This is a genomic window from Ancylobacter dichloromethanicus (assembly GCF_018390645.1).
Classification (GTDB): domain Bacteria; phylum Pseudomonadota; class Alphaproteobacteria; order Rhizobiales; family Xanthobacteraceae; genus Ancylobacter; species Ancylobacter dichloromethanicus.
The window spans coordinates 18,781-38,005 of sequence record NZ_JAHBGC010000016.1 but is presented as its reverse complement, the minus strand read 5'-3'; the positions used below and the strand labels follow the sequence as shown (position 1 = coordinate 38,005).

Annotated in this window: 20 protein-coding genes; 9 read left to right on the top strand and 11 right to left on the bottom strand. The window is 68.3% G+C overall.

Annotated elements, in window-relative coordinates; translation table 11 throughout:
• Positions 1–177 precede the first annotated feature (177 nt).
• Positions 178–1,011 (top strand): ChbG/HpnK family deacetylase, encoded by an 834-nt coding sequence (locus KHC23_RS07065; RefSeq protein ID WP_271188738.1) that lies wholly within the window; start codon positions 178–180, stop codon positions 1,009–1,011.
• Here the strand turns inward: KHC23_RS07065 and KHC23_RS07060 are convergent.
• Positions 994–1,434: a DUF983 domain-containing protein gene (locus KHC23_RS07060; RefSeq protein WP_213370901.1), complete on the bottom strand. Its 441-nt coding sequence runs from the start codon at positions 1,432–1,434 to the stop codon at positions 994–996. The genes KHC23_RS07065 and KHC23_RS07060 overlap by 18 nt on opposite strands.
• A 223-nt stretch (positions 1,435–1,657) precedes the next feature.
• On the opposite strand from KHC23_RS07060, the gene KHC23_RS07055 reads away from it, so the two are divergent.
• Positions 1,658–1,876 carry a hypothetical protein gene (locus KHC23_RS07055; protein WP_213370899.1) on the top strand — a complete coding sequence of 73 codons (219 nt, stop codon included), beginning with the start codon at positions 1,658–1,660 and terminating at the stop codon, positions 1,874–1,876.
• A 23-nt stretch (positions 1,877–1,899) separates the two neighbouring features.
• On the opposite strand, the gene KHC23_RS07050 is transcribed toward KHC23_RS07055, so the two are convergent.
• The gene (locus KHC23_RS07050) at positions 1,900–2,562 is read right to left on the bottom strand and encodes an exopolysaccharide biosynthesis protein (protein ID WP_213370898.1); all 663 of its coding nucleotides are present in this window, start codon (positions 2,560–2,562) and stop codon (positions 1,900–1,902) included.
• 329 nt (positions 2,563–2,891) lie between these two features.
• On the opposite strand from KHC23_RS07050, the gene KHC23_RS07045 reads away from it, so the two are divergent.
• Positions 2,892–4,208 (top strand): Hsp70 family protein, encoded by a 1,317-nt coding sequence (locus KHC23_RS07045; RefSeq protein WP_213370896.1) that lies wholly within the window; start codon positions 2,892–2,894, stop codon positions 4,206–4,208.
• On the opposite strand, the gene KHC23_RS07040 is transcribed toward KHC23_RS07045, so the two are convergent.
• Complete coding sequence (locus tag KHC23_RS07040) at positions 4,171–5,556, bottom strand: aldehyde dehydrogenase family protein (protein ID WP_213370894.1); 1,386 nt, start codon at positions 5,554–5,556, stop codon at positions 4,171–4,173. The genes KHC23_RS07045 and KHC23_RS07040 overlap by 38 nt on opposite strands.
• Positions 5,557–5,854: 298 nt before the next feature.
• On the opposite strand from KHC23_RS07040, the gene KHC23_RS07035 reads away from it, so the two are divergent.
• Positions 5,855–7,294 (top strand): sensor domain-containing diguanylate cyclase, encoded by a 1,440-nt coding sequence (locus KHC23_RS07035; protein WP_246544371.1) that lies wholly within the window; start codon positions 5,855–5,857, stop codon positions 7,292–7,294.
• 16 nt (positions 7,295–7,310) lie between these two features.
• Here KHC23_RS07035 and KHC23_RS07030 read toward each other — a convergent pair whose 3' ends face one another.
• On the bottom strand, positions 7,311–7,760 hold the full coding sequence (locus KHC23_RS07030; protein WP_213370890.1) for a VOC family protein: 450 nt from the start codon (positions 7,758–7,760) through the stop codon (positions 7,311–7,313).
• Between the two features lie 172 nt (positions 7,761–7,932).
• On the opposite strand from KHC23_RS07030, the gene KHC23_RS07025 reads away from it, so the two are divergent.
• Together KHC23_RS07025 and KHC23_RS07020 are read left to right on the top strand one after the other, a co-directional pair.
• Positions 7,933–8,706, top strand: coding sequence for a ferredoxin--NADP reductase (locus KHC23_RS07025; protein WP_213370888.1), 774 nt, complete (start codon positions 7,933–7,935; stop codon positions 8,704–8,706).
• Positions 8,707–8,859: 153 nt separating this feature from the next.
• Positions 8,860–9,888, top strand: a complete 1,029-nt coding sequence (locus KHC23_RS07020) for a magnesium transporter (protein ID WP_213370886.1) — start codon at positions 8,860–8,862, stop codon at positions 9,886–9,888.
• 42 nt (positions 9,889–9,930) lie between these two features.
• Here the strand turns inward: KHC23_RS07020 and KHC23_RS07015 are convergent, their stop codons facing one another.
• Positions 9,931–10,242: a hypothetical protein gene (locus tag KHC23_RS07015; RefSeq protein ID WP_213370884.1), complete on the bottom strand. Its 312-nt coding sequence runs from the start codon at positions 10,240–10,242 to the stop codon at positions 9,931–9,933.
• A 233-nt stretch (positions 10,243–10,475) separates the two neighbouring features.
• On the opposite strand from KHC23_RS07015, the gene KHC23_RS07010 reads away from it, so the two are divergent.
• Positions 10,476–10,964, top strand: a complete 489-nt coding sequence (locus KHC23_RS07010; protein ID WP_213370882.1) for a GNAT family N-acetyltransferase — start codon at positions 10,476–10,478, stop codon at positions 10,962–10,964.
• A 54-nt stretch (positions 10,965–11,018) separates the two neighbouring features.
• Here KHC23_RS07010 and ahcY read toward each other — a convergent pair whose 3' ends face one another.
• The 6 genes from ahcY to KHC23_RS06980 all read right to left on the bottom strand — a co-directional run bounded on the left by ahcY (position 11,019) and on the right by KHC23_RS06980 (position 16,545).
• Complete coding sequence (gene ahcY, locus KHC23_RS07005) at positions 11,019–12,431, bottom strand: adenosylhomocysteinase (RefSeq protein WP_213370880.1); 1,413 nt, start codon at positions 12,429–12,431, stop codon at positions 11,019–11,021.
• Between the two features lie 133 nt (positions 12,432–12,564).
• Positions 12,565–12,852 carry an HPr family phosphocarrier protein gene (locus tag KHC23_RS07000; protein WP_213370878.1) on the bottom strand — a complete coding sequence of 96 codons (288 nt, stop codon included), beginning with the start codon at positions 12,850–12,852 and terminating at the stop codon, positions 12,565–12,567.
• Positions 12,849–13,250, bottom strand: coding sequence for a PTS sugar transporter subunit IIA (locus KHC23_RS06995; RefSeq protein ID WP_213370876.1), 402 nt, complete (start codon positions 13,248–13,250; stop codon positions 12,849–12,851). Before KHC23_RS06995 ends, KHC23_RS07000 begins: the two co-directional genes overlap by 4 nt.
• Before the next feature lie 178 nt (positions 13,251–13,428).
• Entirely contained in the window at positions 13,429–13,914 is a 486-nt protein-coding gene (locus KHC23_RS06990; protein ID WP_213370874.1) for an HPr kinase/phosphorylase, read from the bottom strand.
• A gap of 2 nt (positions 13,915–13,916) precedes the next feature.
• A complete protein-coding gene (locus KHC23_RS06985) occupies positions 13,917–15,839 on the bottom strand; it encodes a sensor histidine kinase (protein ID WP_213370872.1) in 1,923 nt (640 codons plus the stop codon).
• Positions 15,840–15,846: 7 nt separating this feature from the next.
• Positions 15,847–16,545, bottom strand: coding sequence for a response regulator transcription factor (locus KHC23_RS06980; protein ID WP_152303983.1), 699 nt, complete (start codon positions 16,543–16,545; stop codon positions 15,847–15,849).
• Positions 16,546–16,734: 189 nt separating this feature from the next.
• On the opposite strand from KHC23_RS06980, the gene KHC23_RS06975 reads away from it, so the two are divergent.
• Entirely contained in the window at positions 16,735–17,484 is a 750-nt protein-coding gene (locus KHC23_RS06975; RefSeq protein ID WP_213370870.1) for a HugZ family pyridoxamine 5'-phosphate oxidase, read from the top strand.
• 130 nt (positions 17,485–17,614) lie between these two features.
• On the top strand, positions 17,615–19,219 hold the full coding sequence (locus KHC23_RS06970; protein ID WP_213370868.1) for a phosphoenolpyruvate carboxykinase (ATP): 1,605 nt from the start codon (positions 17,615–17,617) through the stop codon (positions 19,217–19,219).
• Positions 19,220–19,225: the final 6 nt, after the last annotated feature.

Here is a 19,225-nt window from a genome sequence, read left to right as displayed (position 1 = left end):
GGAAACGTTTTCCGTCAGGTAAGGCGACCTTCCCTTTATTAAAGGCACGGCTGACTTTCGTGAAACTTGCATTGACGTATGAGTCGATTGTGATCTTTGTTTGTCCGCCGGACACCGAAAGGAAACACCCTGAAACCCATAGTAATCTGCGCCGACGATTACGGCCTGAGCGACGGCGTGAGCGCGGCCATAGAGGAACTGATCGAACGCGGCCGGCTCTCGGCCACCGGCGCCATGACCGGGCTGCCGGGCTGGAAGCGGCGGGCGGACGGGCTCCGGGCGCTCGTCGCCGCCTATCCCGCCGATATCGGCCTGCATTTCACCCTCACCGGCCAGCGCGCACTCTCCCCCGCGCGCGGGCTGGCGCATGAGGGGCGGCTGCCGGAGATCGGGCCGCTCATCCTGCGCGCGCTGGCCGGGGCGCTGCCGCGCGCGGCATTGCGGGACGAACTGCGCGCTCAGCTCGATGCCTTCGAGGACGCATGGGGCGCACCACCGGACTTCATCGACGGCCACCAGCACGCCCACGCGCTGCCGGGCATCCGCGCGGTCGTGATCGAGGAAATGGTGGCGCGCTATGGCGGGCGGCTGCCCTGGCTGCGCAACTGCACCGAGCCCCTCGCCTGGGCCCGGCGACGCGGCCTCGGCTTGCGCAAGGCGCTGGTCGTGGGCACGCTCGCCGCCGGCAGCGCGCCGCGCGCCGCGCGCGCGGGCATCGCCAGCAATGACAGTTTTCGCGGGCTCTACGGCTTCACGCCCGATCCGCCCTATCGCGACGTGTTCCGGGCGAGCCTTCGGGGGCCGGGGACGCGGGTGCTGGTGCACTGCCATCCCGGCATGGTCGACGAGGAACTGCGCCGGCTCGACCCGCTGCTGGCGCCGCGCGAGCGGGAACTCGCCTATCTGCGCTCCGGCGCCTGCGGCGAGGACCTCGAGGCCGCCGGGGTGCGCCCGGCGCGCTTCCGCGAGACCGGGGCGGCGCCGGCCGGCCCCTCACTCGCGGGCGGCTGAGGCGGCGTCCGGTACGTCGGCGGCGGTGACGAGGCGCCCCTCCTCCGCCCTGTGGTAATACTGACTCGCCACCAGCCAGCCCTTGAGCGGGCGCAGCGGCGGGATGCAGGTGACGAGCAGCACCGGCAATGTCGTCACCAGATGCACCCAATAGGGAACCTGGAACGCCACTTCCAGCCACAGGCCGAAGATCACTGCCGGCACGCAGACGAAGCAGATGACGAAGAAGGCGGGGCCATCCGCCGGGTCGGCGAAGGAATAATCGAGGCCGCAGACCTCGCAGCGCGGCGCCAGTTTCAGGAACCCGTCGAACAGCTTGCCCTGCCCGCAGCGCGGACAGCAGGCGCGCATGCCGCATTTGAAGGGCGAGAGTGTCGGATAGGCCCGGTCGGCGACCGGCACGGAAGGCAGACGGACGGACATGAAGGTCTCTCCTGCACGTGCCGACGCCTCTTCGCCTCGGCACGCTGCATTCAATAGCTAGGCAGTGAAGCATTCAATGTCAATACAATGAAGTATTGATTGCATATTGACTGCATACACTCCTGGAGGCGGCCGGTAACAGGAGCGGGTCGTTAACCAATTGCGGGCATCTTTCCGGGGATAACGCCAAGGGCGATTCGCCGAACACGAGTCCAGTAGTCGCATGAGTAACGTCGTTCCGTTTCCGATCCGCGTCCCCGAGCCCGACTATGCGTATGAGGCCGATCTCGACATCGACCTCGCCACCGCCGTCGATGTCGCCATACGCGACCTGCGCGACATCGCGTTCCGCCTGCGCGGCGATGCCACCGGCCACGAGCAGGCGCGCGAATGCCTCGACATGCTGACCCGCGCGCTGGAGAGCGCCCGCGCGCAGGGCTGACCCGGGGGCCGTCGTGCCCTCGCTCAGTCGATCAGGCGGTGCAGCAGGAACAGCCCGGTCTTCACGAAGGCCCAGACCACGCCCCAGACGACGCCGAGCGAGGCGACGGCGAGCGCCATCCCGGCGATGATCCACAGCCCGTCGCGCTCCAGAATGCCGAGCGCCAGCAGGCAGATCGCCAGCGCCGGCAGCATGTTGCCGAGCGGAATCGGCAGCACCAGCACCACCGCCAGCACGAAGCACATAAGCCCGACGATGTTCTCCGCCGGCGGATGCGCCAGCACGCCGAAGCGCGGGCGCAGCAACTTCTCCGCCCGCGCCAGCCAGGGCGTGGCCTTGGCGACGAAGGCGGCGAAATCCTTGCGGGCGATGGAGCGCCGGGCGATGATCGGCGGCAGCCAGGGCGACCAGCCGAGCGCGAGCTGCGCAGTGAGAAACACCAGCGGCGCGCCCAGCACGGAAGAGGTGCCCGGCGGCGTCGGCAGCGCGTTGGGCAGCGCGAAGATCAGCATCAGCGGCCCGAAGGCCCGCTCCTGCATCACCTTCAGCAGATCGCCCACGGCGATGCGCTCACGCGAGGTATCCGCCGCGATGGCATTCAGCACCTCCGACAGGCGCAGGGTCTCGTCCAGCCCGCCGGCCTGCCCGGCGTCGGCACTGTTCTCGGTCGGCGGTTTGGACAGCACGACGGACGTCACTCCTCCCGGAGGCCGCGCAACGCGACCCTGCCCTCAGATAAGGGCGGCATGTGACAATGGCCAGAAGTCAAAAGGCCGGAAGTTCTGCGCGCCGGCGTCGCTCAGGTCCAGCTGAACAGGAAGGCGCCGACGGCCAGCAGCGTGATCACCACCACCGCGATGGAGTGCTTCATGGTCCAGTTGTGCAGCGTCACGGCGTCGTTCCCTGTGAATGTCGCCAAGCTGTGGCGCCTCCGGCGGGCGACGTCAACATCATGTCAGTTGAACAGGTCATACGAAGCCTCTAGGAAGGCGCCCCTTCCGATGGGAGCTTGTCCATGACGTTTTGCGGCCTCGACTTCGGCACCTCCAACACCACCCTCGCCCTCTGGCGCGGCGGCGGGCCGGTGCTGGCCGCGCTGGAAGACGGCAAGTCGACCGTGCCGAGCGCGGTGTTCTACGACCGGAACGGCAACCTCACCATCGGCCGCGCCGCCATGGCCCGCTATGTCGAGGGCGAGGACGGGAGGCTGATGCGCTCGCTCAAGGCGGTGCTGGGCAGCGCGCTGATCGAGGAGAAGACCCAGATCGGGCGCCGCGCCATCGGCTTTCGCGAGGTGATCGCCGACTATCTCGGGGCGGTGAAGGCGCGGGCGGAGGCGGAGGCCGGCACCGGGGCGGCCGGGGGAAAGCTGGACGCGGTCGTGCTCGGCCGGCCGGTGTTCTTCGTCGACGACGACGAGGCGGCCAATCGCAAGGCCGAGGACACGCTGCGCGCCATCGCGGCCGACATCGGCTTCACCGAGGTCTCGACCCAGTTCGAGCCCATCGCCGCCGCGCTCGACTATGAGCAGCAGGCGACGGGCGAAGAGATCGCGCTCATCGCCGATATCGGCGGCGGCACCTCGGATTTCTCCATCGTCCGGCTCGGCGAGGCGCGCCGGACGCGCGCGGACCGCGCCGACGACATCCTCGCCAATGACGGCGTGCGCATCGGCGGCACCGATTTCGACCGCACCCTCAGCCTCGGCACGCTGATGCCGCTGCTCGGCTTCCGCAGCCCGATGAAGCGGCCCGGCCGCGACGTGCCGAGCGGCTATTTCCACGAGCTGGCGACCTGGTCGAGCATCAACCGGCTGTACAACGCCAGGACCGTGCGCGAACTCAACGAGGTGCGCCGCGAGGCGGCCGAGCCGCAGCGGGTGGAGCGCCTGATCCGGGTGATCGAGGAACAGCGCGGCCACACGCTGGCGATGGAGGCCGAGGCGGCTAAGATCGCCCTCGCCGAGGCCGAGCAGGCGCGGGTGGACCTCGGCTGGCTGGAGGCCGGGCTGTCGGTGGGGCTGACGCCGGACGAACTGGTCGAACATACGAAGGGGCTGGCCGGCAGGATCGCCCGGCGGGTCGGCATCTGCCTCGGCCAGGCAGGGCTCAAGGCGGGCGACATCGACGCGCTGTTCCTCACCGGCGGCTCGACCCGGCTCGCCCATGTGCGCGCCGCCATCCGCGCCACCGTGCCGCAGGCGCGCGCGGTGGATGGCGACACGTTCGGCTCGGTCGGCACCGGCCTCGCCATCGAGGCCGCCCGCCGCTACGGCAAGCCCGGCGCCGGCGACCTCAGCCGTGGCGCAGATGGAAGGATTTCGGCCGCGTGAGCGTCTCGAAGCCGAGGCGCGAGAGCGAGGCGCCGCGCCCGGTCTGCTTCACCCCGGTCCAGGCGAGGCCCGGGTCGAGATAATCGCAGCGGTTCATGAACACGGTGCCGGTCTCGATCTCCGCACCGAGCCGCTCGGCGGCGTCAAGGTCGGCGGTCCAGACCGAGGCGGTGAGGCCGTAGACGCTGTCATTCATCAGCGCCAGCGCCTCCTCGTCGTCCTTCACCTTCATGATGCCGACCACCGGGCCGAAGCTCTCGTCGCGCATCACCGACATGGAATGGTCGACGCCGGTCAGCACCTGCGGGGCGAGATAGGGCGTGCCCGCCTTGTCGGCGGGGAAGGCGGCGGGGTCGACATGCGCCGTCGCGCCCTTGCCCACCGCCTCGGCGATCTGGCCACGGATGAGGTCGGCGAAGCGCTTCTGCGCCATCGGGCCCAGCGTTGTCGTCTCGTCCAGCGGGTTGCCGAGCACGTAGCGCGAGGTCAGGTCGGCGAAACCCTCGACAAAGCGGTCATAGAGGCTTTCATGCACATAGATGCGCTCGATGCCGCAGCAGCACTGGCCGGAATTGTAGAAGGCGCCGTCCACCAGGTTGCCCACCGCGAAATCGAGATCGGCGTCGGCCCTGACATAGGCCGGGTCCTTGCCGCCGAGTTCCAGGCCCAGCGGGGTGAAGGTGCCCGCCGCCGCCCGCTCGATGGCCCGCCCGCCTTCCACCGAACCGGTGAAATTGACGAAATCGACCGCCCCCGAACCAATGAGCCGCGACGTCTGGTCATGGGTCAGTGCCAGATTGGCGAACAGCCCCTTCGGCAGGCCGGCGCGGTCCATCGCCATCTGGAAACGCTCGCCGACGAGGATCGTCTGCGCCGCGTGCTTGAGCAGCACCGCGTTGCCGGCGATCAGCGCCGGGGCGATGGTGTTCACCGCCGTCAGGTAGGGGTAGTTCCACGGCGCCACCACCAGCACGAGGCCGAGCGGGTCGCGCCTGATGTAGCGGGTGAAGCCCGGCCGCGCATCATGGGGAATGACCGGCGCGAGGGCATCCTCCGCCATCTCCACGACATAGCGCACCCGTTCCTCGAAGCCGCCGAACTCGCCGCCATAGCGCACCGGACGGCCCATCTGCTGGGCGAGCTCGGGCACGATCTCCTGGTTCATCGCCAGCATGGCATCGAGGAAGCGCAGCACATGGGACGAGCGCTCGGCGATCGGCACCCGGCGCCAGTCACGCTGCGCGGCGCGGGCCTGTGCCAGCGCCTGCGCGATCGCCGCCTCGGAGGCAGGCGGGCGGCGGGCGAGCTCGGTGCCGTCGATCGGGGAAATGCAGATAATGTCGCTCATGTCACATCCAGGCCGGGTCGCGGATGGCCTCCGCGCCGGCAGGAGGATATAAGAAAGTGTGGCGGCGTACACCGTCGCCGCGCCGGCGCCGACCCGGTGCCCGCGCGTTGCGGCGCAGACGAATCTCCCTTAAGTTTACGTGGAATTTGGACCAAATGGTCTCATTTTACCTTCGCGACGATCGTACGAAGGTCCGCCCGGAAGGGCTGGTTCCCACATTTTACGACAACCTCCTGCACATGGTCGGTATGCCGCGATGAAGCCGAACAAATCCAGCATGTCGCCACTGGAGCCCCGGATGGCCCCCCGGCCGGTGCGGGGCGAAGATGAGGACATGTTCGACCTGGCGCCGATCTCGCTGTGGCTGGAGGACTTCAGCGCCGTGCGGGAGCTGTTCGAGCGCTGGCGCGCCGAGGGCGTCACCTCGCTGCGCGACCATCTGCGCGGACACCCCCAACGGGTCGCGGAATGTTCACGGCGCATCAAGGTGCTCAAGGTCAACCGGCGCACGCTCACGCTGTTCGAGGCCAGCAGCTTTTCCCACCTCGTCGACAATCTCGACAAGGTGTTCCGCGACGACATGCTGCTGACCCATATCGAGGAGCTGTCGCAGCTCTGGGATGGGCATACGAGCTTTTCCAGCCAGGCGGTCAACTACACGCTGGCCGGCGATCGGCTCGACATCCAGCTCAAGGGCACCGTCCTGCCGGGCTATGAGGAAAGCCTCGGCCGCATCCTGCTCTCCGCCGAGGATGTCACCGCCCGCGAGGCGGCGCGCCGCCAGGCCGCCAATGCCGAACGCTATGCGCTCGGCCTGTTCCAGCACTCGCCGGTGTCGCTGTGGGTGGAGGATTTCTCCACCATCAAGCAGTTGATGGACGATCTGCGCTTTCGCGGCATCGAGGATTTCCGCGTCTTCACCGACGTGCATCCGGAATTCGTGCAGCGCTGTGTCAGCGAAATCCGGGTGCTCGAGGTCAACCGGCACACGCTGGAAATGTTCGGCGCCAGCAGCACCGCCGAGCTGGTCGACAACGTGCAGGCGGTGTTCCGCGACGACATGCAGCGCCATTTCCGCGAGCAGCTGATCGAGCTGTGGAACGGCAAGCTGTTCCACAGCCGCGAGGTGGTGAACTACACGCTGGGCGGCGACCTGCTGCATGTGCATCTGCAATTCTCGGTGCTGCCCGGCCATGAGAACGACTGGTCGCTGGTGCAGGTCGCGCTCACCGACATCACCGCGCGCAAGAAGGCCGAGGCCTATCTCGAATATCTCGGCAAGCACGACGTGCTGACCAAGCTCTACAACCGCACCTTCTATGTCGACGAACTGAACCGGCTGGAGCGGCGCGGCCCGTTTCCGGTCACGGTCATCTCGGTCCGCCTCGACGGCCTCAAGAAGGTGAACGAGCAGCTCGGCCAGGTGGCCGGCGACATGCTGCTGCGCCGCGCCGGCGAGATCATCGGCAAGGCGGTGGACGCCCCCCATTGCGCCGCGCGCATCGCCGGCAACGAATTCGCCGTGCTGCTGCCGGGGGTGGATGCGGAAGCCGGGCTCACCGTGATGGAGAGCATCCACGAACTGGCGAACCTCAACAACCAGTTCTATTCCGCCAGCACGCTCCGCCTGTCGCTGGGCATGGCGACCAGCGCGCCGGGCGAGCGGCTGGAAGTGGTGGTCCGGCGGGCGGAGGCGCAGATGTACGAGAAAAGGCGCGAGAACGACGCCGGCCGCTGACCGGCGCCGCGCCGCCTCACGCACCCGCCCTGACGGTAAGCTCTTCCAGCTCGGCCAGATGCACGAAGCACAGCTTGTTGCCCTCCGGGTCGCGGCCATAGGCGCCGTAATAGTCGGGCGCGTAGTCCGGGCGCAGGCCCGGCGCCCCCTCGTCGAAGCCGCCATGGTCGATCAGCGCCCGCCACGCCGCGTCCACCGCCGCCGGCGAGGGTGCGGCGAAACTGACCTGCGTGCCATTGCCCCAGCTCGCCGGCAGGCCGTTGAACGGCAGTTGCACGAAAAATTGCGGCCAGCGCCGCCCCGGCAGCAGCCACATCGAGCCGGGTGGCCCGCCATCCGACGGCTCGTCGACGCGCACCAGCCCGAGCGGTGCCAGCACCGCGTCGTAGAAGGCGGTCAGCGCGACGAGATCGCGCGCCCCAAGGATGATGTGGCTGAACACGGCGGTCTCCTTGACAAGGCTCATGGCCCCCGGCGGGGCCCATGCCGCATGTTTCCCCGACCCCGGCGAGAGGCGCAAGCGCGCGTGACAAGGCCGCGACAAAGGGTCGACAGCGGCCCCGATGCGCAGTAAACGGAGCCCAAGAATTACATCAGCTTCCAGTTTGTTTGGAAGTTTTCACTTTTATGGATTGTAGATGAGCAATCTCCACACTGAGCGCGTCCTGTCGGTGCATCACTGGACCGACAACCTGTTCACCTTCACCACCACGCGCGACCCGGCGCTGCGGTTCAAGAACGGCCAGTTCGTGATGATCGGCCTGCAGGTGGACGGCAAGCCACTGCTGCGCGCCTATTCCATCGCCAGCGCCAATTACGAGGAGACGCTGGAGTTCTTCTCGATCAAGGTGGCGAACGGGCCGCTTACCTCGCGGCTGCAGCACCTCGAGGTCGGTGACGAGGTGATTGTCGGGCGCAAGCCGACCGGCACCCTGCTGGTGGACTATCTGGTGCCGGGCCGCCGGCTCTATCTTTTGGCCACCGGCACTGGCCTCGCGCCGTTCATGAGCCTGATCAAGGACCCGGAGACCTACGAGGCCTATGAGAAGGTCATCCTCGTCCATGGCGTGCGCACGGTGGCGGAACTCGCCTATCAAGCGTTCATCACCGAGGAGTTGCCGGAGAACGAGTATTTCGGCGAACTGGTGCAGGAGAAGCTGGTCTACCACCCCACGGTGACGCGCGAGCCCTACCGCAACCAGGGCCGTATCACCGATCTCATCACCTCCGGCAAGCTGTTCGCCGATCTCGGCCTGCCGCCGCTCGACAAGGAGGACGACCGCGTCATGCTGTGCGGCAGCCCGCAGCTGCTCGACGACATGCGCGTCATTCTCAAGGAGAAGGGCTTCGAGGAAGGCTCGACCACGGAGCCGGGTGACTTCGTGATCGAGAAAGCCTTCGTGGAGAAGTGATCGGCTCTCGCGGGGCGCGAGCATGGAAGGAAGCTGCGGCCTCCTTCACGACGCCTGGGTCGGCAAAGGGCCACAGACGTCACATGGACAAAAAGGGAGGGAGGTACTCTGCGGCTCTGACGCCTCTCGGTGGCGCCGCCTTGCGAGGACCTCATGCTTGCTCCGTCCGACACCATCGCCGTCCTTTCGATCGCCCGGCAGGACTTTCTCAGTTTCGATTCGTCTGCGACCTGTGGGGACGTGGTGGCCCGGTTTTCGGAGGCCGCCCATAAGGACGACGTGAATTTCGCCTGCCTGAGGCAGCTGGACGGCCGCTTTCTCGGTCTCGTCAACGTGCGCGACTGCCTTGCCGAAGCCGCGACGCGGCCGGCACGCGAGATGGTGATCGCCGACGTGACGCCGTTGACCGAGGATACCGCCGCCGAAGATGCCGCTCGCAATGTTCTGCGCACCCGCGCGCATTGCCTGCCCGTGTTGGACAAGGACGGCCGGATCCGCGGCCTTCTCCCGGATGAGGCGGCTTATCGGTTTCTGTTCGACATGGCCGACGAAAGCGCGGCCAAGATGGCGGGCATCGTGGGCGTGGCCCACGACCACGACAACTACATGAATCTCACCATCTGGCAGGACTACAGGCGCCGTATACCTTGGATCTTCGGCCTTGCGGTTGCGGGGCTTGCGGCCGGCCTTGTGGTCCACGCCTATGAGAGCGCGCTCGACGTGCTGGTGATCCTCGCGCTCTACATGCCCATGATCGCGGACACCGGAGGCAATGTGGGCACCCAGTCGGCGAGCCTGATTACCCGCGCCATCTCCTTCGGCAGCATCACAACGCTCGATGCAGGGCGGGTTCTGTGGCGGGAGCTACGGGTAGCGTTGCTGGTGGCGGCGACCTTGTTCGTCTTCACCTATCTGAAGGTGTATTTCCTCTCCAACGGCGCCGAAATCCCCATGGGGTTGGGCCTCAGCGACATTGGCATCGCCATCGGCGTCGCCATCGCCGTCCAGGTGGTGAGCGCCACCCTGATCGGTGCAGTACTGCCCGTCGTCTCGGTGGCGCTGCGCCAGGACCCCGCCGTGGTTTCCGGTCCCGCCTTGACCACCATCGTCGACCTGACCGGGCTACTAATCTATTTCTCCGTCACCACCCGGCTGCTGGGCATCGAACTGGCACCGGCGTGAGGCTGCAGGAGCGGCGCTGACGAGAAACCGGCGATGGTCGCCTCAGCGCGGCGTGTGGCCGGAATCCCAGCGGTCGCGATCGGCGCGCGCCGCTTCCTCGGGTGACAGCACGCGGTATTCGGCCTCGATGATCTCGGGGCCGCCCGTGGCACCCGTGCGCCGACGCCCGCCGAACAGGCGGTAGGCGAGGCCGGCGATGACGACGACCGGGAAGACAACGAGGAACACGCTGGCCGCGACCAGCGCCAGAGCGGTGCCGAGCGCCAGGGCCACGGCGACGACCAGCGCCACCTGCCACCAGCTCACCTTCCTGACGGTGAAACGCATGCGATCGAACGGATCGGTCGAGCTCATCCTTTAGGTCTTTCCTCCTGGCGCGGTCGCCCCGCGAAACCCGGATATGGGGAGCGTTCCGGCTTCATTCCAGCGGCGGGCGGGGAATTTCATCGCCGCGACGCCGCCAGTCCCTGCCATCGAGCGGATTCACAGGGTCGACAGTGCGGCACCGGACGAGCCTGTGCCGGCCGCGAAAGTCGCGCGCCACTCCCCTTACATGCTCTAAGCTGCCGATGCCGGAACCGGGGAACATGATGCTACGCGACGCAGTGGAAGCCGATCTGGGCGGTATCCTCGCCATCTACAATCACGCCGTTCTGAACTCGACGGCGATCTGGAACGACACGCCGACCGATCTCGCCAACCGCGTCGCCTGGCTGCGCGACCGGCGGGCCAAGGCCTATCCGGTGATCGTCGCCGAAGACGGGGGCGAGGTGCTGGGCTATGCGAGCTTCGGCGATTTCCGCCCCTTCGAGGGCTTTCGCATCTGTGTCGAGCATTCGGTCTATGTGGCGCAAGCCGCGCGCGGGCGCGGGCTGGGGCGGGCGCTGGTGGAAGCCCTGTTCGAACCGGCGCGCGCGCTCGGCAAGAAGGTGATGATCGGTGGCGTCACGGCGGGCAACGACGCCTCGCTGGCCCTGCATGCGCGCCTCGGCTTCATCGAGACCGCCCGCATGCCGGGCATCGGCATCAAGTTCGGCCGTCGGCTCGACCTGGTGTTGATGCAGAGGGAGCTCTGAGACGAAAAAGGGCGCCCGAAGGCGCCCTTTACACTCGCGCGAACCCGGAAAGGCTCAATAGCGGTAGTGGTCCGACTTGAAGGGGCCTTCAGGGGTCACGCCGATATAGGCGGCCTGGTCGGGGCGCAGCTTGGTGAGGTTCACGCCGATCTTGGCGAGGTGCAGCATGGCGACCTTCTCGTCCAGCGACTTCGGCAGCACGTACACTTCCTTCTTGTACCTGCCGTCCTTGTTGTTGGCATAGAGTTCGATCTGCGCCAGCGTCTGGTTGGTGAACGAGGCCGACATCACGAAGGACGGGTGCCCCATGGCGTTGCCTAGGTTCACCAGACGGCCTTCCGACAGCAGGATCATGCGCTTTCCATCGGGGAAGGTGATCTCGTCGACCTGCGGCTTGATGTTGTCCCACTTCAGGTTCTTCAGCGACGCGATCTGGATCTCGTTGTCGAAGTGGCCGATGTTGCAGACGATCGCCCGGTCCTTCATCGCGCGCATGTGCTCGATGGTGATGATGTCCTTGTTGCCGGTGGCGGTGACGAAGATGTCGGCGACCGGTGCCGCCTCTTCCATGGTCACCACCTGATACCCTTCCATCGCCGCCTGCAGCGCGCAGATCGGGTCGACTTCGGAGACCATCACGCGGCAGCCGGCCTGGCGAAGCGAGGCGGCCGAACCCTTGCCGACATCGCCGAAGCCGGCGACCATGGCGACCTTGCCGGACATCATGACGTCGGTGCCGCGGCGGATGCCGTCGACCAGCGATTCACGGCAGCCATAGAGGTTGTCGAACTTCGATTTCGTGACCGAGTCGTTGACGTTGATGGCGGGCCACAGCAGCGTGCCGGCCTTCTGCATGTCGTACAGGCGGTGCACGCCCGTGGTGGTCTCTTCCGAGACGCCCTTGATGCTGTCGGCGATCGCCTTGAAATAGCCCTTGGGCTTCTCTTTGAGCTGCCTCTTCAGCAGCGCGAAGAACACTTGCTCCTCTTCCGAGCCGGGAGCGTCGAGGAAAGCGGTGTCGCCGTTCTCGGCGCGCAGGCCCAGATGGACATACATGGTGGCGTCGCCGCCATCATCGAGGATCATGTTGGGGTGGCCACCGCCGTGCCAGTCGAACAGCTTGGCGGTGTAGTCCCAATATTCGGTCAGCGTCTCGCCCTTGACGGCGAACACCGGCACGCCGGCGGCGGCGATGGCGGCGGCCGCGTGGTCCTGGGTCGAGTAGATGTTGCACGACACCCAGCGCACATCGGCGCCGAGGGCGACCAGCGTCTCGATCAGCACGCCGGTCTGGATGGTCATGTGCAGCGAGCCGGCGATGCGCGCGCCCTTCAGCACCTGCTTCGGGCCGTATTCCTCGCGCGTGGCCATCAGACCCGGCATTTCGGTCTCGGCGATCGAGAGTTCCTTGCGGCCGAACGGGGCGAGACTGATGTCCTTGACGATGTAGTCGCTGGCAATGGCCATGATGCGGATTCCCTGCTGCCTGACGCAAAGCGGTACGGATGAGCTGGCCGGGTGATAGCAGCCGGGCTCCACAAATACAATAACGATATAAAGATGTCTTTATATGACGCTTGCGGGTGCCGGGGCGGCTCGCTCACTCGTCCTCGCCGAAGCGGCCGGAGACCAGCGCCTCCAGCGCCTCGATCGCCGCCTGCGCCTCGGCGCCGCTCGCCTCCACCAGAATGGTGGTGCCGGGCGCCGCCGCCAGCATCATCAATCCCATGATGGAGCTGCCGCCGACCGTCTCGCCGGCGCGGGTGACGCGCACATCGGCGTCGAAGCGCTCCACCGTCTGGACGAATTTGGCGGAAGCACGGGCGTGCAGGCCGCGCTTGTTGACGATGGCAAGCTCGCGCCGGAGACCGTCCGTGGTCACGCTCATTTCCCGGCCAGCACCCGGCTGGCGATGTTGATGTATTTGCGCCCGGCTTCCTGGGCCTGCACCACCGCCTCGCCCATCGGCACCTCGCCGCGCACCGTGGCGAGCTTCACCAGCATCGGCAGGTTGATGCCGGCGACCACCTCGATGTCGGGCGCGGTCATGACCGAGATGGCAAGGTTCGAGGGCGTGCCGCCGAACATGTCGGTGAGGATCACCACGCCGCCGCCGCTGTTCACCGCCGCGACCGCATCGACGATGTCCTGCCGGCGCCGCTCGATATCGTCGTCCGGCCCGATGGTGATGGTTTCAATGTGGGATTGCGGTCCCATGACATGTTCAAGCGCGGCGCGGAATTCGCTGGCAAGGCGTCCGTGCGTTACGAGTACGAGACCTATCATCTTGCTCCGCCGCACGCCTGTCCGGCGCGACTGCAATTCTTTGCGGGAGGCTTCATTGCAGGATCGCCCGCCGCCCCCTTTGCGGGGCGCACATCATCGTTGCGCTGCACACGAATGGCAAGTACCGCTGCGGAAAATCCGCACAGGGCCGGCGGCGGCGCGAAAAAGCGGGAAATCGCTACTCCGGGACGGCCTCGGTGAGGATCAGCGCCAGCACCTGCTGCACCGCATCGCCGCCGGCGAGGACGGGGAGGCGCGCGATCTCCACCCCCTCGAGCGCCACCTGCCGCGCCGCCGGCGCCGGCAGCCGGGCGGCATCGGCGGCGCCGAGGTCGACCACGAGATCGACGGCGGTCTCGGCCGCGAAGGGCACGCGCCGCAGGCCGGCCCCGCGCACCTCGATCAGCCCGGCGAGCACGGGCGGCGCGGCAGCGAAAAGCCGCGCGCCCCGGCGCGACAGCACCACGCGGTCGTCGGCGACTAGTTCGGCGGGGGTGGCGATGCCGGCGCGGCCTGCGAGAAGCAGTGCAAAGGCGAGGTGCGACTTGCCGGTGCCCGACGCCCCCCGGATCAGCACCCCGCACCCGGCGACGCGGACGCAGGAGGCGTGCACGGTGGCCGCGTGCGGGGTGGCGCCGTCGGGTCCGTCGATCACCCCCGCCATGGTCAGCTCGCCGGCAGCCGGACGACGAAACGCGCGCCGGAAGGCCTGGCCGCCGGCTTCGGCGTCTCGGCCTGCGCCCCGCCGGCGGGGGCGACGGGGGTCTCGCCCGCCGCCGGCTTGGCCCTGGCGCGCGTGGCTTTCGGCTTCTTCGCCGCCGGCTCGGCCGGGCGGGTCTCGGCCGGCCGGTTCTCCGCCCAGATGCGCCCGCCATGCGCCTCGATGATCTGGCGGGAAATGGACAGGCCGAGGCCGGAATTCTGGCCGAAGCCCTGCTCTTCCGGCCGGTCGGTGTAGAAGCGCTCGAAGATGCGGCCCAGCGCGTGCGGCGGAATGCCCGGGCCGTCATCGTCGACCAGAATCTCCACCGCGTCGCGGGTCCGCCGGCAGGTCACGCGGACCTCGCCATCCTGGGACGAGAAGGAACGGGCATTGTCGATCAGGTTGTTGATCACCTGGCCGAGGCGGGAATCGTGGCCGGGGATGATGAACGTGCTGCTTCCCGCCGGCGGCGCCGGCTCGAAGGCGAGGCTCACCCGCACGCCGTCGCCGCGCAGCACGTCATTGTGCACGCCGGTGACGGTGTTGAGCAGCCGGACCAGGTCGACCGGCTCGGATTCCTGGCGCTGCAATTCGGCGTCGAGCCGCGAGGCGTCGGAAATGTCGGTGATGAGCCGGTCGAGCCGCTTCACGTCGTGCTGGATCACCTCCAGCAGCCGGCCGCGCGAGGTGTCGGACTTGGCCAGCGGCAGCGTCTCCACGGCCGAACGCAGCGAGGTCAGCGGGTTCTTCAACTCGTGCGAGACATCGGCGGCGAAGCTCTCGATCGCCTCGATGCGCGAATAGAGCGCGTCGGTCATGTCGCGCAACGCGCCCGAGAGATGGCCGATCTCGTCGGAGCGGCTGGTGAAATCCGGGATCTCGACCCGCGAGCGGGTCCGCCGGCGCACCCGCTCGGCGGCGTCGGCGAGCTTGCGCACCGGGCCGGCAATGGTGCCGGCGAGCAGCAGCGACAGCACCACCATCACCGCCATCGCCACCAGGAACACCCGCACGATGACCAGCCGCTCGGCCGCCACCGCCTCGTCGATCTCGCCGCCCTGGGTGGACAGCAGCAGCGCGCCGAGAATGGCGCGGAAGCGCTGCACCGGCACCGCCACGGAGACGATCACCTGGCCGCGGTCATTGACCTGCACCGCGCTCGCCTTCTGCCCCTGCAGCGCCTCCACCACCGCCGGGTAGCCCTTGCCATTATTGGGGCCGAGTTCCTTGTAGAGCGGCAGGTCGCCACGCTCGAACCAGAACTTCATGCTGTTCCAGCCGCGCTCCATCCAGTTCGGCTTGGGCGTGGTGGGCGCGGCCATGTCGAAGCGCAGGATTTCGCCGCGCGCGTAGAGCGAGCGCGAATCGAGCAGCAACGCGCCGTCGCGGTCGTAGATGCGGGCGCGGGTGCCGGTGGGCTCGACCAGCCGCTTGAGCACCGGGGCGACGCGTTCCGGGTTGATCGGGAATTCCAGCGGCGCGAAGCCCTCCTCGCCCGGGCCGTAGCTCTCGCCAGCCCTCAGCTCCAGCAGGCGCTCGGGATCTATGGTGATGGCGTTGGTCTCGACCTGCGCATTGGCGGCGATGGCGCCGGCGATGATCTCGCCCTGCACCAGCAGGCTCTGCACCCGCGCGTCGATCAGCCCGGCGCGGAATTCGGAGAGATAGAGGATGCCCGACACCAGCACGCACATGCCGACCAGATTGAGCAGGACGATGCGGCGGGTGAGGCTGGAAAAGCTCTTGAAGGCAACGAAATTGCGTGCCCGGCGCAACGCGCCGAGCAGGCCCGCCCGCTCGGCGGGCCGGGGCATGTCCATCGATTCCCCTTCATCGCCGACCACCATCTCGTCGGGCGCGCTCCGGGTCGATTCGGGATCGAGCAAGGAGCCGCTACTCCTTGAAGCGGTAGCCGACGCCATACAGCGTCTCGATCATCTCGAAATTGTCGTCGGTCACCTTGAACTTCTTGCGCAGCCGCTTGATGTGGCTGTCGATGGTGCGGTCGTCGACATAGACCTGGTCGTCATAGGCCGCGTCCATCAGCGCGTTGCGGCTCTTCACCACGCCGGGGCGGGTGGCGAGCGCCTGCAGGATGAGGAATTCGGTGACGGTGAGGGTGACGTTCTCGCCCTTCCAGGTGCAGGTGTGGCGCTCGGGGTCCATGCGCAGCAGGCCGCGCTCCAGCACCTTGGCGCTGTCGGTCTCGCGCGGCAGGGTGCCGTCCTTGGGTGCGAAGCGGCGCAGCACCGCCTTCACCCGCTCGACCAGCAGGCGCTGCGAGAACGGCTTCTTGATGAAATCGTCGGCCCCCATCTTCAGGCCGAACAATTCGTCGATCTCGTCATCCTTCGAGGTGAGGAAGATGACCGGCATGTCGCTTTTCTGGCGCAGCCGGCGCAGCAGCTCCATGCCGTCCATGCGGGGCATCTTGATGTCGAAGATGGCGAGGTCCGGCGGATTGGTCTTGAAACCGTCAAGTGCCGTGGCGCCGTCCGTATAGGTCTGGATCCGGTAGCCCTCCGACTCCAGGGCGATGGATACGGAGGTGAGAATGTTGCGATCGTCGTCGACGAGAGCGATGGTCGGCATCTGCGCACTTTCCTGTTCGGCGGCGGTACACGAAGCGGTGAACCCCGCCGGCGTGGCCACAATGTGACACGCAAACTGATTCAACGGAAATTAGCGCGTTTCGAGGGCGACGGCCAATCATGGCGGAGCGCTTGACGCTGGACGCCGGCTCGCGCACCCCTTTGGCCTTGGAAAACGGAGTGTTCCACCATGTCGGCGACTCCCCGGAAGACGGACGAATTCAACCCGGTGCTGGCGGTGAAGCGGCTGCTCCGCGAGAGCCAGACCGGGGCGCTGGCGACGCTGGACGCCGATGGCGGGCCCTATGCCTCGCTGGTCCAGCTTGCCACCCTGCCCGATGGCGCGCCGCTGCTGCTGCTCTCGCAGCTCGCCCGCCACACCGGAAATCTCGGGCGCGACCCGCGCGTGTCGCTGCTGGTGGACGAGCACCGCGACGGCGACGAACTGCAGGGCGCACGCGCCGGCCTGAAGGGCCGGATCGCGCCGCTCGCCGATACCGACGCGGGCGCCGCGGCGCGCCGCCGGTTCCTGGCGCGGCATCCGGACGCGGCGGGCTTTGCCGGCTTCAGCGACTTCGCCTTCTACCGCATGGAGGTCGACAGCGCCCATCTCGTCGCCGGATTCGGGCGGATCGTCGATGTGGCGGGAGCCGAGCTTGCCACCCGGATCGACGACGCCGGCGCCGTCCTCGCCGCCGAGGAAGGCGCCGTCGCGCACATGAACGCCGACCATGCCGACGCGGTGCAGCTCTACGCCCTCCATCTCCTCGGCACCGGGCCCGGCCACTGGCGGCTGGTGGGGCTCGACCCCGAGGGCTGCGACCTGATGGACGGCACGCGGGTGCGCCGGCTCGATTTCGGGCGCCGCGTCACGAGCGCGCAGGAGATGCGCGCGGTGCTGGTCGAACTGGCGAACAAGGCCCGCAGCGCAATGGTTTGAGGCCACCGCTTCGGGGCCAAGATATCGCTGCGTCCCGCTTTTGGCCACAGAATCGACCCGGAAACTCGCTCAAAACGCCCGACTGCGCTCCCATGGTGCCTCTTCCTGTCACGCGTAGGAGGAGCCGACCTTGAGTCAAACCGGCACGCAGAGCGAACATCACGGCCCGGAAATGGCGGGTCTTTCCGCCCTCGGTCTTTCGGCCACCGGCCGGGTGTTCTGGAATCTCGGAACGGCGGCGCTGTGCGAGCGCGCCGTAGCGCGCGGCGAGGCCCGGCTCACCGATACCGGCGCGCTGGTCGTGACCACCGCGCAGGGCGCGGCACCCGGCCGCTACCTGGTGCGCGAGGCGGGCGAAGACGGCGCGGGCCAAACCGGCGCCGGCGGAGACATCGCCCTCCTGCCGCGCCAGACCTTCGAGACGCTCAAGGCCGACCTGCTGGCACATGCCGGGAGCCGCACCCTGTTCGGACAGGAGGCACAGGCCGACGCCGGGCCGGGCCGGCGCGTAGCGTTGCGGGTGCTCTCGGAACAGGCCTGGCACGCGCTGCTCGCCCGCAATCTGCTCCCCGCCCCGGATGCCGCCGCAGACACAGGCGCGGCCGGCGCCGATAACGGCCCGCACCTCACCATTCTATGCGCGCCCAGCTTCCGGCCCGACGCCGAGAGGCACGGCCTTGGCCCCGCCGGCGCGATCGCGATCGACCTCGACAACGGGCTGGCGCTGGTCGCCGGCACCGCCCGCAGCGAGGCGATCCGCGAGGCGCTGTTCATCTTCCTCGCCGACCGGCTTGCCGGACGCGGCGTGCTGGCGCTGCGGGGCGCCGTCACCCACGGCCCGGCGGGCGACGTCGCGCTGTTCCTCGGCACCAGCGGCGCCGGCAAGACCGCGCTGGCCGGCTATTGCGCCCAGGCGCCGGTCGGCGATGGCGCGCTGGCCTGGCAGAGCGAGGGCGTGTTCGTGCTGGAGACGGGCGCCTATGCCCGCCCCGCCGACCGGCTCCATCCCCCGGAGGCCGCGCCGGGCTTCGGCGCGGTGCTGGAGAATATCGCGGTCGACCCCGACACGCGGGTGCCCGATTTCGCCGACGCCGCCTCGGCCGCCCTTGCCCGCGCCATCGCCCCGGCGGGGCCGGACCGGCGCGGCGGCTCCCTCGGCGCGCCGACGCATCTGTTCATGCTGGTGCAGGACCGGCTCGGCGTGCTGCCCCCCATCGCCCGGCTGAGCCCGGAGCAGGCGCTCTACCATTTCCTCTCCGGCTATGGCGCCGGCGGCACCGGGGAGACGCCCGAAGCGGCCTTCGCGCCCGGCTTCGCCGCTGCGGAGCTGCCGGGTACGACCGACATCCAGGGCCGGCTGCTGCGCGACCTGCTGGCCGCGCATGCGCCGACCTGCTGGCTGGTCAATACCGGCTGGGTCGGCGGGCAGGCCGGCAGCGGGCGCCGGGTGCCGCTGGAGACCAGCCGGCGGCTGGTCGACGCCGCGCTGGCGGGCGAACTGGCGGCCGGCGAATGGCGGACCGATGCGCATTTCGGCTTCGCCGTGCCGACGGCGCTGGAAGATGTCGACCCCCGGCTGCTCGACCCGGCGCGAGCCTGGCCCAGCCAGATCGAGCACGGGGTCGCCGCGCGCCGGCTGGCCGGGCTGTTCGGCGCTCATTTCGCCCGTTTCGAGACGGCGTTCGGCGAGGGCGTGCGCGGCGCCCAGCCCGGGATGGCCATGGCGGCGGAATAGGGCGAC

Coding starts and splice junctions, on each gene's coding strand:
- KHC23_RS07010 (WP_213370882.1), top strand. CDS start 10,476: ATGATGCTACGCGACGCAGTGGAAGCCGATCTGGGCGGTATCCTCGCC.
- KHC23_RS07015 (WP_213370884.1), bottom strand. CDS start 10,242: ATGAGCTCGACCGATCCGTTCGATCGCATGCGTTTCACCGTCAGGAAG.
- KHC23_RS07030 (WP_213370890.1), bottom strand. CDS start 7,760: ATGAGCCTTGTCAAGGAGACCGCCGTGTTCAGCCACATCATCCTTGGG.
- KHC23_RS07045 (WP_213370896.1), top strand. CDS start 2,892: ATGACGTTTTGCGGCCTCGACTTCGGCACCTCCAACACCACCCTCGCC.
- KHC23_RS07020 (WP_213370886.1), top strand. CDS start 8,860: ATGCTTGCTCCGTCCGACACCATCGCCGTCCTTTCGATCGCCCGGCAG.
- KHC23_RS06975 (WP_213370870.1), top strand. CDS start 16,735: ATGTCGGCGACTCCCCGGAAGACGGACGAATTCAACCCGGTGCTGGCG.
- KHC23_RS06990 (WP_213370874.1), bottom strand. CDS start 13,914: ATGGCGGGGGTGATCGACGGACCCGACGGCGCCACCCCGCACGCGGCC.
- KHC23_RS07035 (WP_246544371.1), top strand. CDS start 5,855: ATGGCCCCCCGGCCGGTGCGGGGCGAAGATGAGGACATGTTCGACCTG.
- KHC23_RS07055 (WP_213370899.1), top strand. CDS start 1,658: ATGAGTAACGTCGTTCCGTTTCCGATCCGCGTCCCCGAGCCCGACTAT.
- KHC23_RS07000 (WP_213370878.1), bottom strand. CDS start 12,852: ATGAGCGTGACCACGGACGGTCTCCGGCGCGAGCTTGCCATCGTCAAC.
- KHC23_RS06980 (WP_152303983.1), bottom strand. CDS start 16,545: ATGCCGACCATCGCTCTCGTCGACGACGATCGCAACATTCTCACCTCC.
- KHC23_RS07025 (WP_213370888.1), top strand. CDS start 7,933: ATGAGCAATCTCCACACTGAGCGCGTCCTGTCGGTGCATCACTGGACC.
- ahcY (WP_213370880.1), bottom strand. CDS start 12,431: ATGGCCATTGCCAGCGACTACATCGTCAAGGACATCAGTCTCGCCCCG.
- KHC23_RS06995 (WP_213370876.1), bottom strand. CDS start 13,250: ATGATAGGTCTCGTACTCGTAACGCACGGACGCCTTGCCAGCGAATTC.
- KHC23_RS07040 (WP_213370894.1), bottom strand. CDS start 5,556: ATGAGCGACATTATCTGCATTTCCCCGATCGACGGCACCGAGCTCGCC.
- KHC23_RS07060 (WP_213370901.1), bottom strand. CDS start 1,434: ATGTCCGTCCGTCTGCCTTCCGTGCCGGTCGCCGACCGGGCCTATCCG.